At 27.4% G+C, this 16,113-nt stretch carries 13 protein-coding genes; 1 reads left to right on the top strand and 12 read right to left on the bottom strand.

Annotation, left to right across the window (positions count from 1 at the left end; translation table 4 throughout):
- Nucleotides 1-158 precede the first annotated feature (158 nt).
- The 4 genes from SERIO_RS03070 to SERIO_RS03055 all read right to left on the bottom strand — a co-directional run bounded on the left by SERIO_RS03070 (nt 159) and on the right by SERIO_RS03055 (nt 4,236).
- Nucleotides 159-386 (bottom strand): hypothetical protein, encoded by a 228-nt coding sequence (locus SERIO_RS03070; RefSeq protein ID WP_047791429.1) that lies wholly within the window; start codon nt 384-386, stop codon nt 159-161.
- 8 nt (nt 387-394) lie between these two features.
- The gene (locus tag SERIO_RS03065; protein ID WP_047791428.1) at nt 395-1,084 is read right to left on the bottom strand and encodes a hypothetical protein; all 690 of its coding nucleotides are present in this window, start codon (nt 1,082-1,084) and stop codon (nt 395-397) included.
- Nucleotides 1,085-1,231: 147 nt separating this feature from the next.
- Nucleotides 1,232-3,991: a hypothetical protein gene (locus SERIO_RS03060; protein ID WP_047791427.1), complete on the bottom strand. Its 2,760-nt coding sequence runs from the start codon at nt 3,989-3,991 to the stop codon at nt 1,232-1,234.
- A 23-nt stretch (nt 3,992-4,014) separates the two neighbouring features.
- The gene (locus SERIO_RS03055) at nt 4,015-4,236 is read right to left on the bottom strand and encodes a hypothetical protein (RefSeq protein WP_047791426.1); all 222 of its coding nucleotides are present in this window, start codon (nt 4,234-4,236) and stop codon (nt 4,015-4,017) included.
- Nucleotides 4,237-4,524: 288 nt separating this feature from the next.
- Between SERIO_RS03055 and SERIO_RS06730 the strand changes: the two genes are divergently transcribed.
- Nucleotides 4,525-4,974 (top strand): MBL fold metallo-hydrolase, encoded by a 450-nt coding sequence (locus SERIO_RS06730; protein WP_408020059.1) that lies wholly within the window; start codon nt 4,525-4,527, stop codon nt 4,972-4,974.
- Between the two features lie 77 nt (nt 4,975-5,051).
- Here SERIO_RS06730 and SERIO_RS03045 read toward each other — a convergent pair whose 3' ends face one another.
- The 8 genes from SERIO_RS03045 to SERIO_RS03010 all read right to left on the bottom strand — a co-directional run bounded on the left by SERIO_RS03045 (nt 5,052) and on the right by SERIO_RS03010 (nt 15,844).
- Nucleotides 5,052-6,017 carry a spiralin repeat-containing protein gene (locus SERIO_RS03045; protein ID WP_047791425.1) on the bottom strand — a complete coding sequence of 322 codons (966 nt, stop codon included), beginning with the start codon at nt 6,015-6,017 and terminating at the stop codon, nt 5,052-5,054.
- 99 nt (nt 6,018-6,116) lie between these two features.
- Complete coding sequence (locus SERIO_RS06865) at nt 6,117-6,743, bottom strand: CatB-related O-acetyltransferase (RefSeq protein ID WP_073797436.1); 627 nt, start codon at nt 6,741-6,743, stop codon at nt 6,117-6,119.
- The gene (gene dinB, locus SERIO_RS03035; protein ID WP_047791424.1) at nt 6,691-7,986 is read right to left on the bottom strand and encodes a DNA polymerase IV; all 1,296 of its coding nucleotides are present in this window, start codon (nt 7,984-7,986) and stop codon (nt 6,691-6,693) included. Before dinB ends, SERIO_RS06865 begins: the two co-directional genes overlap by 53 nt.
- A 12-nt stretch (nt 7,987-7,998) precedes the next feature.
- Nucleotides 7,999-8,784, bottom strand: a complete 786-nt coding sequence (locus SERIO_RS03030) for a hypothetical protein (protein ID WP_047791423.1) — start codon at nt 8,782-8,784, stop codon at nt 7,999-8,001.
- Between the two features lie 131 nt (nt 8,785-8,915).
- The gene (locus tag SERIO_RS03025) at nt 8,916-9,113 is read right to left on the bottom strand and encodes a hypothetical protein (protein WP_047791422.1); all 198 of its coding nucleotides are present in this window, start codon (nt 9,111-9,113) and stop codon (nt 8,916-8,918) included.
- Between the two features lie 159 nt (nt 9,114-9,272).
- Nucleotides 9,273-10,286, bottom strand: a complete 1,014-nt coding sequence (locus SERIO_RS03020; RefSeq protein WP_047791421.1) for a hypothetical protein — start codon at nt 10,284-10,286, stop codon at nt 9,273-9,275.
- 482 nt (nt 10,287-10,768) lie between these two features.
- A complete protein-coding gene (locus SERIO_RS03015; RefSeq protein ID WP_047791420.1) occupies nt 10,769-12,220 on the bottom strand; it encodes a hypothetical protein in 1,452 nt (483 codons plus the stop codon).
- 9 nt (nt 12,221-12,229) lie between these two features.
- Nucleotides 12,230-15,844, bottom strand: a complete 3,615-nt coding sequence (locus tag SERIO_RS03010) for an AAA domain-containing protein (protein ID WP_047791419.1) — start codon at nt 15,842-15,844, stop codon at nt 12,230-12,232.
- Nucleotides 15,845-16,113: the final 269 nt, after the last annotated feature.

The following is a 16,113-nucleotide window of genomic DNA, read 5'->3' as shown; positions in this document are numbered from 1 at the left end:
TGCCCCATCATTAGGAATCGTTTGATCAAAGGTAATTATAATTTTGCCATCTTGTAAAGCACTATATAATGTTTTAGAAATATTGCTATAGACAAGTGGAGAATTTAATAACCCTTCTAAAACACTCTGGGGTGTTCCCGATTTAATTTCAACATTACCTAAACTACTAATGTCTTGGTTAAAAATACTAATATCAATTTTTTTGCCCGTAACTTCATTGTAACAATTGCTGTACCAGTATAACGAGAAGTATTATTAGCATTTATTTCAATTGGAACATCATGGTACTTGCCATCATAAGATAAAATATATTTAGTTGTTAAAAATGAACTTGGATCATTAACGGCCAATTTAAGAGTGTTATTTAAAGTTGGAACTGATAACACTGCTGTTTTTAATTAATGGCTAGAAGTATATCATCAACAATATACTGATTAGTAGTATAGTCCCCACTAAATTGATTAATGTTAATAACAGTTTGCTGTTTTTGCCCAGAATGTTGACCAACTTGTCAAACCGTAATTACAACTCCAGCGGATAATAAAATTAACACGCCAAGAAATGTTCAAAATAAATATCATCAATTTTTAAATCGTTTATTTAAATAATTATTATATTGTATAAAGAATTTTCGCATCATATGGTTAGAATCATTTTTGGAATTTTCTTTAATATTTTTATTACTATTATCATTAACAATTGGTTCAGGAGTTAAATTCGGAGTTAATTCCGGAACTGGTTCTTCTACCGGCGATGGGGTTAATTTAAATTCGGAAGGTTCAGGAGTTGGGATGTTATTTGTTTCATTATTAATGACATTTTCTAAAACAATATCTTTATAAACTCCTTGTTTAGCAAATAATGAACTTTTTACAAATAACCCAAAATGACGATTAGCGCACCGTAAATATAACACAATTTTAATATCGTATTCTTCTTTTAGTTCTACTAAACTCTTATCCTTTATTTCTAAAAATATTAAGTTTTTTAAAAAATCAGGCCGGGTCTCGCGAATTAAGCTTAATTTATTTGTTAATTCTTGTGTACATGTTTGACACAAAAAGTTAAGACTGATATCTTTCATAGTTTTTGTCCTTCGGTTTAATAAATTAATAAATCCCTTTATATTTAAAAATTGCACAAAAAAAAAAAAAAAACAAGTTATTTTGAAATTTTTTTGGATATAACCACCTTTTGGTAAATAACTTGTTTATTCTAAGAAAATATCTAATTAACTACTAAAACTAATACTATCAATATTTAAATTATAAGAAACTCCTTCGTCACATGTCGTAGAATATTCATTAATTGTATATTGTCAGTAAAGATTATGATGCTGTGAAGAATCATAATAATTATTATAAATTCCAAAAGTAAATTCAATAAGTTGTTGTGCTGAAACAAAATAACCACCAACTTTTAAGTCAATAAATCAATTTGCGTGATTTGCTATTATAGTGGAAGTTGGAACAGTTACAACACTAAGATATTTCTTTTCTTTTCAAGCATAAAAGTCACCAGAAATATTAATTGTTGTTGTCGGATATTTTTTTGCAAAACTATCCATACTATCTGCATAATCTAAATAGTCGACAAAATTTTCACTCTGTGAATAATATCAAGATGAAGAAGTTCCATTAAATGAATCCGACTTAATTATCCCAATCTTAATTGTAAAAGGATCATTGGCATTGTTTTTAACGGTTAATTTAATAATTGCTTTACCAAAATATGTTTTAGTGTTGGTTCCATCAATCGTAATTTGGGCAATAGTTGGTTGGTTATTAGGAAGAATTTTGGTTGTTGTTGCAACAATAATTCCTTTCGTGTTAACAGCAGTTTTAATGACCGGATTCATCTTGGTATCACTATTAATTGCCGTAATTAATTGTGCTTGACTAGTACCATTTATTGCGTAACTACCATCTTGGGAATAATCACCACTAAAATAACTTAAATCAATCGTTGTTGCTACTACTAATAAAGTTATTTTTGCTTGGCCTTTATAATGTTCAGTATTATTTGCATTAATTATAATATCAACTGGGTGTGGAGCATTATCATAAATTAGTTTTGAATTAGTAGTTATGGTAACTCCTGATAAGGTTAAAATATTTTTTAAAGCTGGGTTTAATCCCACCACTTTTGTTAAAGCATCTAGTAATTCATTTGAATTTAAGTCAGGTTCCACAATTGAAGGTGAACTTGTTAAATCTTGGTTTCAATTGGTAATATCTGTTTTTGGATAAACCATAGCAACTAAAATAGTAGCTACGCCGCTATAATCAACAGCTTGACTAGCATCCACCGTAATAACAATATCATGGGTTAAATCATCTTGGGGTAATTTTGAAGTTGTGCTAACAATTACCTTCGGATCATTAATAGCACTTAGAATCACCGGATTAGTTTGTTTAATTTGTTTTAGTGCTTTTATTAACGCTGGTGAATCAACACTATTACTAATAATATTTCCATAACTAGTATAATTTCCCCCATCATTTGTAATATCAGTTTTAATTGTTTTGGTCATTAACTTAATTGTCGCCGTTCCGGTATAATCTAAAGTTTTATAGGCATTTAAGTTAATATCAATTTCATGTGGTAATCCATCATCTGGTAAATTAGAATGAGTGGAAATTAATAAGTTACTTTCTTTTAAAACATTTAAAGTGGTTTGGTTAATCCCTTGTACTTTTTGCAAAGCATCCCGTAGACTTGTGGGATTAGTATTTTGTTCAACCACTGGCGGTTTGGCCGTTAAATCTTGACTTAAACTATTAATATCCATTTTACCGGCGATTGCTTTTAAGGTAACTGTTAATTGCCCAGTATATGCTAAGGTATTATTAGCATTAATTGTTACTTTGAACAAATGACTTTCCCCATCATTTGGTAATGGTGAAGTAGTTGTTAAAATAACATGGGAATCTTGCACAACAGCAATTAACTGGGAAGCCATATTAGATACCGAAGTTATTAAATAAACTAAACTATTGAAACTAGTATCAGTAATTTTACCCGGTGGTGAAGATGTGTAATCATTTTTTAAATTAGAAATATCAAATTTATCAGAAGTCAATTTAAGTTGACAATTAAGTTGTCCAGTAAAATCACTAGTGTTATTAGCATCTAATGTAAAAGTAATCAAATGTGGTTGACCATCATTAATGACTTTTCCATTAATATTATTAACTTGAATTCCAGTTTCTCGCAACGCACTTGCTAAATTAGGATTCAAATTTGGTAATAATTTTAATGCATTTAACAAACTAACACTATCAATATTGGCAATATGTAAAGTATTATCATGGGTAAAATCACCATCTAACATCGAAATGTCAAATTTATTGGCCTTAATATTCATCGTAATTATTGTTGACCCTTTAAAAATTTCTGAGTTATTGGCATTAATATTAATTTTCATTAAGTGATATCCCCCATCATATTGGAGAGAATCACTAGTTGATAAAATTGTCATTTGATCATTAATAGCACTTTGTAAATTAGGGTTTAAATTGGGAATATGTTGAACAGCACTTCTTAGCTGGTTACTTGAAGTATTTTGAATAATTCCTTGCGCTTTATAATAGTCACCCCCATCATTATTAATATTTATGCGGTGGTCAAGATGCGTAGGCCCAGAATTTAAGTGCTTGTAAATTTGCCACCCACCAATTCCTAATCCGAAACTTAAAGTTAACACTAAAATAAAAATTATAATAAAACGCTGGTTAGCTTTATGAAATAAGGTTTTAAAATAATGTTGATGTTTATTAAACAAATTTGCTTGGTAATTATGTAATTCTTTTTTGCTAAGAGTAAATTGGTTATGATTAATAGTTGTTAACTCAAAACTTTGTGAGAACGTTGATAATCATTCCGGAGTAGTTTTAATTAAATTAAAATTAACATTTGTCAATTTTTTATTAGTTTGTTTGAAAATCTTAATAACTAAATTAGTAGATAAGATAATAGTTTTAGTTTTCATATTAACTTGGAAACTATTTATTTTTAAATTTTTTTAAAAAACAACCCAAAATAATGTTTTTGACATTTAAAAATAAACTGGGGACTAATTAAAGATACTTGTTCATTATCATCATTAGTTGGTTGGATATTATAAATTACCAAACTTTTAATTAGTTCCGGGTCTTGATATTCAGTTTGTAAAAAATTAATTATTTTATTTTGACATTTTTTGCAAATTTTTAATGGTGAATTTTCAATTTTCATAATTTCTTCCGTCTCTTTTCCATTTTTCACATAATAAATAATTGTTTGAATTTAAACAAAAAGTACCTAACAATTATGAAACTTGTTAGGTACTTTAAGTACTCAAAAAAATAAATTAATTACACTTTTAGTATAACATAAAAAAAATATAATTATTTTTTAAACAAATTAAAAATTTAATATTTTTTTGACTTTTAAGATGTTTAAATTAAAAATTATTTGATTTTTCCTTTTTTAACATTAAAATTGTTAAAAATATAAAATTATTTTTTTTAAAAAAATGACAGGATTAAAAATATTAAAGCAATCTTTTTTAGTCATTTCCATACTGATCATTATGCCAATTTACCGAGCATTCTAAAAAACTTTTCTGTTGATAATATTATTTTTAATTATGAATCAAAAGAATTTTTTAATGCGTTTACAAAAATGATTGATAAGTCAACAAAAATATTGCCCTTTGCACCAACATATCATTTTGACGGGATTATTTTTAATAATTGAAGTTATTATGCGAAAGATTTTTTGGCCACTGAGTATCAAAAAACACGAGTTAATCATAATAATTTATCTAATATTATTAATTTTAAGATTGGTAAAACTAGTTTTTTATTCACAGGTGGTGCGGAGCAGGCCTTGGGGAAAGCCATTAAAAAAGCAAAACCAGATCTATTTAAGCCAATTGATTTTTTATGGTTCGGAAAACAGTCCCTGAAGAAAATTTATGGGGACAGCTAGTCATCAGTTTCCAGCCGGCGAAGTTATAAACATTATAAAAAATGTTCACCTTATTTTAAAGTGAACATTTTTTATAATTATTTCTTAACTGCTTTTGGTAAGGTCACATTAATATTAGGTGTCTCTCCAGTAGCATTACCGGTTCCTTTAATTTGAACTTGGATAGTTTTACTTTTGGAAGACAAATCAAGATATTGGTCTCATCAATGATGACCCGGTCAATAATAACGCCCATCTCATTTAACTGTTAAGGTATAAGTAAAATCACGACTTGTTAGCGTGCTTTTAATATTTTGCACAGCAGCGGTGATAATCGGATCCAATAGTTGGCGAATATCTTCAGCAAAGACTTCCGATGGATTACTTACACCAAAATAAGACGGGGTTTTTAATTTAGTAATCCCGCTAATATCAGTTTGTTGAGTAGTTGTTGATAACTGTGCGGTAAAAATAAATGCTCCCTTAATAAGAAATGAAGTTGTTGCACTGGTTACTGTAATTTCAATTGTTTGGGGGTTACTATAATCTCCACTTTGAGCATTATTAGTAACTATAAAATCATTGTTAGTAACATTAACTTCTAATTGAGTATCAATTGCTTTAATAATATCTTGCAATAAGATTGGTTCGGTATTTATTTTGTTTAACTCACCAGCACTAACCTTTTGTTGGTTCGATACTAAAATTTTTATGGTTTCTTGGGGCAATGTTACACTAGTAATATCAACAGCATGGGCAACTTCAAAAGTAATATTAACTTTCCCGAAATATTTTCAAGAATTATCGTTGGCTAAAATTACCGCAGAATTTTCCGCAAGATGCTGTATCTTAATTTGTGTAGCATCTAAATATGGATTTTTTGCACAAAGCAGATTAATAATATTATTAATGTCTTCATTGGGTATTTTTCCCAAATCCGTCGTTTTAATAATTGTTTTTAAATCAATTTTATTACTGCTTTCTTTTTGATGACAACTAACAACATTGATAGAACTTGTTGTTACAAGACTAATTACTCCTAAGATTGCTAATAATTTTTTCATTTTGTTGACTCCTTTGAAAATATTATTGCGAACCTTATAAATAATAATTTTAATTTTTTCTTCTCTCTTAAGCATTTTATCATATTGGTCGAATAAAATTTATTTTTTAGTAATTAACCATTCAACATTGGCACTGATTTTTTCTGGTGGTCAGTTTCACCATTCGGTTGCTTCAATTTCAGCAATGGTTGTTTGGTCAAAACGATATTTTAAAATTTTAGCCGGGTTACCTCCGACAATTGCATAAGGAGGGACATCTTTGGTCACTAAACTTTTAGCCCCAATGATTGCCCCATTTCCAATTGTGATCCCTGGCATAATAATTGCACCATAGCCAATTCAAACATCATTTCCAATCACTGTATCACCCTTATATGGTAAAAATTTTAGCATGGCGGTAAAAGTGTCATTATCTGCTAAGCTATGAAAAGGATAAGTTGAAACACTGGCATAATTATGATGTGCCCCATTCATAATAAATTTAGTTTCTTTAGCAATTGAACAAAATTTCCCAATAATTAACTTATCACCAATGGTTAGGAAATGATAAAGAATACTTTTATTTTGAAATTCAATTGCCTCTTGTACATCTTCAGAATAGTAATAAGTGTAATCACCAATTTCAATGTTGGGATTAGTAATAAAATTTTTAATAAAACAGAATCCTTCTAGTTTAGGATGGTATTTCTGATTCGGATCGGGAAGATTTATTTTTATTTTTGGCATTTTTCTTCTTCTCACTTTCTACTTCAACACGGTCAGCTTGCAAATAACGATTTTGCTTTTGACGTAAATATTTTAATTCATTTAGTTTGGTGCCAGTTAAAAGAATGTCTTGCTTAAAATGGCGATTAATTTTTTTAATTAACTTTTCAGTATCACTTGTTGGTAAAGATGTTAAAAAATTATCTCAGGTTAACTGTTCTTTTAAATCATATTTATTAATAATTCCTGCTAATCCAACCCCAATTAACCGAACGGGCGAGCCGTTTCATAATTTTTCAAAACAATTAAGGGCAAAGGGTAAGATTTCATTAATATCATTTGTATAATGGGACAAAGTAATTTGTTTTGAATGTTTTTTCCGATCACTATATTTTAAGACAACATAAATAACATTTCCAATAATATTTCGTTTCTTACTTCTCCGGGCAACTTGGTTAGCTAAAAAAGTAATTTTAGCTTTAATTTCTTCAAAATTATCTAAATCATATTCTAAGGTTGTTTCATTAGCTATTGATTTAATACTATTATTTCCTAAATTAATTTCATCATTGCCTTCACCATTCGCATGCGCCATTAAAGCTAACGCTTGGCTCCCAATTAGTTTAACTAACGCGCTCGGATTATCATAGTGGGCTAAGTCTCCGATTGTTTTAATATTTAAAGTTGCTAATTTTTGGGTGGTAATTTTTCCAACACCTCATAATTTGTTAACTGCTAAGGGGTGAACAACTGTGGCAAGATCACTATCGCGAATAATAGTAATCCCCATTGGTTTTTTTAAGTCGCTTGCTAGTTTTGCCAGAACTTTATTATAAGAAATTCCAATGCTATTACTTAACCCAAGATCTTGGTAAATTTTACTTTGAATTTCTTTTGCTAAATTTAAAGCACTATGATATTTTGGATAAAGTTCTGTCACATCTAGATAACATTCATCAATGGAAGCAACTTCAATTTTTTCGGTATAGTTATTAGCAATATAATCAAATAACTTTTGGGCAAAATTAACATATAATTGGTAATCAGAGTCAACAATCACTAAATCTCGACATAGTTTTTTGGCTTGATATAATGGCATTGCGCTTTGAACCCCGTAACTGCGCGCAGCATAATTCGCAGTGGTGACAATTGCCCGACGTGATGGTGAACTCACAACCAATGGTTTATCCTGGAGGTCTGGATTAATTGCACTATGGCAACTAGCAAAAAAACTATTCATATCAATATGAAAAATTACTCGCATCTTCTCAACTCCTTATAAACCAAATGGTCCCGTATATTTATAATTTTTTTGAAAGATTCAAGAACAACCAAATGTATAGGTAAAATGGATACTGCGCGAATAACGACGAGCAACCCCTCAATCATAGTATAACTCAGGAAAATCACTTTTTACAAATTTTTTCATTTTTTGTTCATACAAATTCTCTAAATTTTGTTTTAATTTATTATTAACCCCAATTGTTAATAAAAATAACCCAAAGCAAATAGTTGCTAATAAGGTAAATAAATGTAGTTTATTAATTATATAAATAATATTATTGTTTAAGAAGTCACTGCGAATTTTAACTAATATGTAAAAAGCAATCCCACAGGCTACGAATAAGTAAAATAAAATATTAAAAATAGCGGGTGCTCAATATAGTCAAAAACTTAAAAAGCGAACCTGGTTATTCTTTTGGTGAATTTCACTCGCATAAAATAATCGTCCTAACACATAGTCTAACCCCAACCCGGTTAAAGTATATGGACGATTAAAAATTTGTAAATCATTAATTACAAAGGTCTGGCGCCGATAACAACGATTAATTTTAAGCATTTCGGGATGATTAACAACATTTAAATTAGTAATATCATTTTTTACCAGGTATTTATCAATAATTTGAAGTGCAGTGGTGGTTTTAGACGAAGAATAATTTTCATTCGGATACGGAATAATAATTTTTTGGTAAGTAATTAGCAAATAAGTTAAAAAAATTGCCTGGATAATAATAAAAGCAATTAAAATTGATAAACTAAATTCATCATTAAACAAAAACATTTTTTCAACTCCTTTGTTTAATTATAACTTGTTTAGTACAATTATAGTCCCTATTTTTTAAAATTAATAACCTCAACTTAAACTTAATTTAATAAAAGAAAAAGGATTATTGTAAAATCCTTTGCAATCTTTTATTTTTCATTATGATCAATTTTTAAATGAATAACAATAAACTTAATATTATTATAGTAATTTATTAACCACAAAAATTTGGAATGGTGTTTTTTTAATTCTAATTTACTAATAATAGTTGTGGCTTTAAATTTTTCTAGTAATTCATTAATTGACTTTAAAAAGTGGTTACTTAATATTTTATCAATTGTTGCCATGTTAATCTCCTGGATAATTCATGTTTAGCAATTACCAAAATGTCATCAAAATATTTTTTGTTTCTCATATTTTTCCCTACTTTCCTATAGGAATTATAGGACATTTTAAAAAATAAATATCTAATAAAATTAGACATTTATTTAGTTTAAAATAAATATTTATTTTTTATTATCATCATTTTCATTAGCATCTTCGACTAATTCTAACTCCCCATTTTCAAGTTTTTGTAATCGTTCTTTGACAACTTGGGATAATGACCCCATTACACCACGGTTTAATTTCATTTGTAAAATTTGTTTCCGTTGTTGATCATTAGGATCATTCGCTGCTTTTAGTAATTTTAACCGTTGGGCAGGAGTTAAATGATCAGGGTCCAGAAAATCATCATCACTAATAAAAATTGCTTCTTTATTAACTTCTGCCATATTTTGTTTTGCTGCTTGCAAAATATTTTGTAATGACGGATTAACACTATTTTCTTGCTCATTGAAAGAATTAGTTTTTTCTTCCCCTGTTGCTATGTTTTCTTCATCCTGACTCTGAACTTTTTTAATTAAATTTGGATTATTAAAAAATCGTCGTTGGGTAAAAACTTCATCACCCCCCGCAGTTGGTGTCGCATCAATTACTACGGGAGTTGGTTTTTTAATAATATCAGCTAAGGACTCGGGGACTAAAAAACTATATTTTCGACGGCCTTCAATTTTTGGTTCTTGACTACGATTACGCAAAAAATTTAAGCGCGCTTGTACTGAATTTTGTTTATTAGCTTTTCATCGCTCATGCATTTCATTAACATTTAAAATTGGTTGGGGCTTATTATAATTAGTTTCATCATCATTTACAAAACGATTTTTATTTCCTAAGTTTAAGTCATCAAGTTCCCCTAATTCTTCACTCTGGTTAATTTCAACATCTTTAAAATTACGAAGAGGAGTAATTACATCATCAGTAGCTAATTCATCATAGTCACTACCATTAACTTTATCATCAATTAAAGTTGCTGAATAATTATAGTAATCATCCCATGATTCAACATTATTTTCAATTTTTCGTTTATTATCATGCAGTGGCTCAACAGTTGGCTCTTTCATTATTGAAGTTGGTCTTTTAGCAGGTTCAATATAAGAATTATCATCATTTCAATAATCAATAACTTTTTTGTTTGACACTTGTAACACCCCATTTAATTTTGTTTTACCATACTTTTAATTAAGTATATTATACTATAAAACTGCACTAAGTTAAAGATATTAGAATGATTAGATTGCATAAGGTTCGAATAAATGATGTGTTTAAAAAAATAAAATAAGTAATTAATATAAATCAAAATTTTAACCTTTCTTTTAAAAAATAAGTCATTATTACCAACAATAACCATTCTAAAAATTTAATAGTAAAAAAATTAAAACTAAAAATTTATTTAATTTTAATTAATTAGTAAAATTAATTTAGGCAGCATTAATTAAAATAGATTACAAGAATAAAATTAAAAATTATAAAATTAGTATTACTTTAAAATGGAGATTATCAATTTTAAATTATATCTAAAATTTAAATTTATACATAACTAGCTCAATTACCTTTAGTCTTAAAAATATTTAAAATTAATTAAAAGTTAATAAAAATAACTTAAAAAATTAAGTTATTTTTTTTATTGTTTTGCTTGTTCAAAAATAGTTTGCATATTATCTAATAAATTTCCTTTAATATATATTAATTCATTATCTAATAAGCGGCAAGTCATTTTGACATCATATCATAAAGTTTTATCATTAATTGTACTATCTTTAAAATTAATCTTGCTAAGATTAGCTGTTAATAATTCTTGTAACTTACTACTTTCAAGTCTGTTAGTAATTAAATTAATTGCTTCTTGGTTAGAAGAAAACTTATATTTTTCAAAAAAATTAATAAAGTTTAACGCATATTCTTCTTTTCATTTTGGATTAGTGGAAAAAATATAATCCTTAAATTCAAATAAATGCATTTTTTGATTAAAATCCCAATAAAGATTTTTAAGGTTGGTTATCACAACCGGATCAATTTGTAATTTATTATCATCCACATTAAAAGTTGATGTTAAAAATTGGAGAAATAAGTTTATGATTAATTTTTCGGCAGTTAATTTAATAACTGGTTCATATTTGTTATTTTTTTCCTTAAATAATTTAACATCATAAAATAAATTATAATCAACAATATAAGAATATTTGATCCGATTTCGTAAATAATTATCATAAAATTCTTGATAAAGTTTTTTATTAGCAAAGATCGAACTAAAATATTTATCAATTAATTTATCCGAAATTGGTAAAGCTAATAAATAATCGATAAAAAATTTACGTAACCCTTGGTATTGAAATAGACTAATTCGATGATAGGCTAAAAAATATTTGCGATAATCACTAATCCCCATATTAGCTCAAATTTCTTCTGAGCTAGTAATATTTGCAAAATCAAAAACTAATTTTTCTTGTTTATGAGATTGCAATTTGGTAGTTGGCAAATTATCATTTGGTGCTTTGGTAATGATATTGCGTTTTGCTGGATCAATAAAATCTTCATCTTGTTCAAATTCGGTTTCGAAAAGATCAGGGATATCTGACAATGTAATTTGTGGCTTGTTTTTTTCTGGTTTAACTGGATACAATAAATGAATAAAATTCCTAAACCGTTCATTAAATGACAAATTAGCAAAATCAGTCGTTGGCTGTTTAACAATTGATGTTCTTTTTGAGGGTGAACTTTTTTTCACCCGTGGTTTTAGTTCTGTTTTCTGCAATTCACTGGTAATTTCATCCGCGGTAAAAATTTGGGTATTTGTTAAACTTGCTTGCACTTGTTTAATTTTGCCAACTGACTCTAAAGTTCCATTCCCAACAAAGCCATAACCACGGAGAAAAAGAACTTTATTATCTTGTAATGTTTCAATAAACTGGTTGGCTTCATCTTGACTAACCAGCGGAAAATAATCATGAATAATATTTAATAATTCAGCTTTAATAATCCGATTATTATTTTTTGGTAAATATGTTTTTAATAAATAATCTTGAAAGTCTTGTAAACTTTCCATTTTTTTAATTTTAGTTAAATTAAATTTCATTATACCCTCCTACTTACCACGGACTTTTTTCACAATTTTGTTAATTATTTCTAAACGATTATTTGCCGTTCTTCAATTACTATATAAAATTGCTTCAATTAATCAACCACGCTCAACCAAATATTTTTGCCGATAAAAATCATATTCTTTTTGCTCAATTCCGGGTGGATATGTTAAGTTGTCACAAATAATTCCCATCACATAGTAATCTTTCTTTTTATCATAAATGCTAACATCAATATCATATGTTCCTTGAATGGTATGAGTGGCAATTATATAGCGACCATTATCATTTAATGCAGTTTCTAACATTTCGGCAACTTCTTTGACAAATTGCTTACTATCTTTTGGATGATTCAAATGAATTTGATTGTTTTTAATAGAACTTAATTTTTCTAAAACTTTATCCTCATGATCAGCCCCACGGTTTAGCTGCTCGACATATTCTAAATAATATTTAAAATATCGAGGGCCAGGATGTTTAGAATTCTCGGAAATTAAACTGGATGGGAACGATTTTACAATATATATTTTTTCTTTTGCCCGGGTAATTGCAACATTTAAACGATTTTCCCCACCCGCTTGGGATAATGGACCGAAGAATTGAGAAAATTTATTGTCCTGATCTTTAGCAAAACCAATTGAAAAAATAATAATGTCTCGCTCATCTCCTTGTACATTTTCAATATTTTTAATAAATAATCCTTCATTACGTCCATCAACCATCCGGTGCATTTCTTGTTCTAATGCTGGGGTTTTTTCAAATTCTTCAATTAAATACTGCCAAATTAAATTTTTTTGCATTTCGTTGAAAGTAACAACTCCAATTGTTTCATGATGCTTTCTTTGTTGAATAATTTCTTTTAATAAACTAACTACTCGTTTAGCTTCCGGAATGTTGCCGCGATTTTTTCACACTCCATCATTAACTTCAATTAACTTAAGGGGGAAATCTTTTTTAGTTTTATTAGAAACAACAACTAAGTTGTTATCATAAAAAGCTGCATTAGAAAAGTTAATTAATTCACTGTATTTTGAACGATAATGAAACCGTAACATACTAGGATTATATTGTTTACTAGCAAAATCAAGTAAACTTTTATCTGTTAAATTTGCTTCAATTTCAGAAAATGTTTCATCATTATATCAATTTTCATAATCAAATCGTGTTGAGAAAAAGTTAGTTGGTCCTAATTGTTTTTTATCTCCAGCAACTAATATTCGCTGAGCACGATAAATAATTGGGATTGCTTTTTCAACAAAAATTTGCGAAGCTTCATCAAAAATTAATTGTTCAAATTCTTGATAGTTTAAAGCCAATAATTGGGAAGCAATGTCAGGAGTTAACATCATAACGGGAAATAAAATTTTCATTAATAAATAATTTTCTTTAAAAAAATGAGTAATTGATTTTTTATTTTTCTTTTTACATTGTTCAATAATTTGGGGAATTTGATCCGCATAATTTTCTTTAATTAACTCTCGCACTTGCTGGTGATATAAATAATCTAAATAATCATTTGTATTAACCATTGATTTATTTGTTAAAGCAGTTAATTCTTCCCGTCAATTAAGATTTCCAATTTTAATAACATCCTCATACTTATCTTGGTATTGGTTAACAAAATAGTTTTGATAAATTAAGTAAATATCATCTTTTTGATTGACATAGTTAGCAAGATAAAAATATAATTGGTAATTTTTATCTTCTCGGCGAAGACGATCATTTTGGTCAATAATATCTAAGCGATTAACAAAGTAATCAGCCTTGGTAAATTCAGCTGTTAATGCAAGAATAGTATCTTGCTTTTCAATTTTAAATAAATTAAATTTATTTTCATCAGTACTACTAATTGTATAACTAACATTATTATTAACTAACAAATTAAAAATTAAGGCCAAGAGCTTGTCAGTTTTTAAGTTATTAACTTTTTTAATAATTTTTTTAAAATCTTTCGCTGCTAATTTATGATAAATATCAGCTAAAAGCGAGTAGTCATTAAATAAAGCAAGAAACTTCTTGGTGATCATTGTGTTATGAAAAATTTTATCCCCATGACGAAGATAGTCTTCATATTCTAATTCAAAAAAATAAAATTGACTTAAAAATTCATAGTCTAAAACTAACTGATTTTCTTTCACAGGATTTAAAAATTCTAAATATTCTTGAAAACTTTGTTGTTGGGCAAATTTTTTATAATTTTTAATATCACTATATAAGGCATCCATTTTACTTAAATAACTAGCACTTTCAACTGGTGGATGAAGTTGGTTAATATTATTAAGACTTTCTAAAATCTTGTTATAAAATGCTTCTTTTTCTTCTAAGTTAGTAATCATTAAAGTATAGTTCTGAATTTTTTTCATATTATGGTAAACAACTTTAATCGCATCCTGCTTTTCAGCACAAAAAAGAACTCGTTCATTACGACATAAATTATTAATAATTAAATTACTAATAGTTTGCGATTTTCCTGTTCCTGGTGGTCCTTGAATAATTGTATTTTTTTCTAAGGCTTTTTTAATCGCTACTTTTTGTGAAATATCATAATTATTAATAGCCATCACTGAATTTTCCAATAACTCTGCTTGGTATGCTAAGCGATTTTCATCCCAGTCCTCTTCAAGTTGATATTCATTTTTAAAAAGATGGTCAACTGAATTATCGCTAATCTTTTCTAAGTCACAATAATCACGATATAACGTTGTTGATGAAATGTTATACATTCCTAGATAACTGTCATAAACAATTGCTAATTGACTGGCCTCATAAAGTTGCGAGATATTTTTTTCATAATTAAAATTCGGATCTAATAAGACTAAATCTTTTTGTTTATAATAATTTAATTTAGTTAAATTATTTAAAGCACTTTCGTTTTTAATTTTAAACCCTAATGTTTGTAAATCCCCCACTGCTTTGGTAAAAATATCATTTGTTAATTGCAAAGAATCAAAACTAAATTCAGCAACATTATAATTTCCATCTTTGATTTGGCTTAACCGAATGGCAGAGTTTAATAAAATTTCCTCATGTTTAGTAGCTAATACAATTTTATTTTTGGTGCGGGTAATTTCATTAACAGGTCATAATAATAAGGGAGCACGAAATACTTTCTGAGCTTGGGTTAATCCTTCAATGTATGGTCACCCAATATATAAAGGATTAACATTTTTTTCTAATAAATATAATTTAACGTCTTGCAAAATTCGATAAAATTTAGTAAACATTTTATTAACTTCTTCAGTAATTAGTTTTTCTAATTTTAATAAACTTTCTTCGCTAATTTTTTTATTTTCTTTTTTAACAAATAGTTCAAAACTAGCCGTTAAAAATTTATGATAATGTAAAATTGGATATTTAGCAAAACCATGTTGGGTTAAATGTAAAGAAAATTCTTCATCATTTTTACTTTTATTAATAATCCCCCCTAGATAACCACAAATTTCTTTAATCATTTCGGGAGTTAATTTATTAATAACTAAATCTTCTTTTTTATTAATTTTTTTTCAAATCGTTTCTGGATTTTGATTTGATAAAAATAAAAGATCTAAAAAATTAACAATATTTTTGCTATTTGACAGGGGTTTAGTTAGAAAAATATCTCCAACTGATTTATCATTCAATAATCGTTTTTTATACTCATTTAAAATCGCTAAAGTATTTTTTTCATATTTTGTTTCTTCCTATTGTATATATATTGTTTAAATATTAGCATATTTAAAATAGGATGTAAATTATTTTAAATATGGTAGCTGGGGTTAATTCAGTAATAATTTTATTTTAATATTTATCTTCCTTACAAAAATTATTAAAAATAAACTTTGGAAAGGTTTAAAAAAAATAAATTAAATATCTTTTGAAGTTGTTATGATTAAATTAATAGATTTGAAAT

The sequence above is a fragment of the Spiroplasma eriocheiris genome, from assembly GCF_001029265.1.
Lineage (GTDB): Bacteria > Bacillota_I > Bacilli_A > Mycoplasmatales > Mycoplasmataceae > Spiroplasma > Spiroplasma eriocheiris.
The sequence above is the reverse complement of the archived record's forward strand: the minus strand, read 5'-3'. Positions and strand labels throughout refer to the sequence as shown.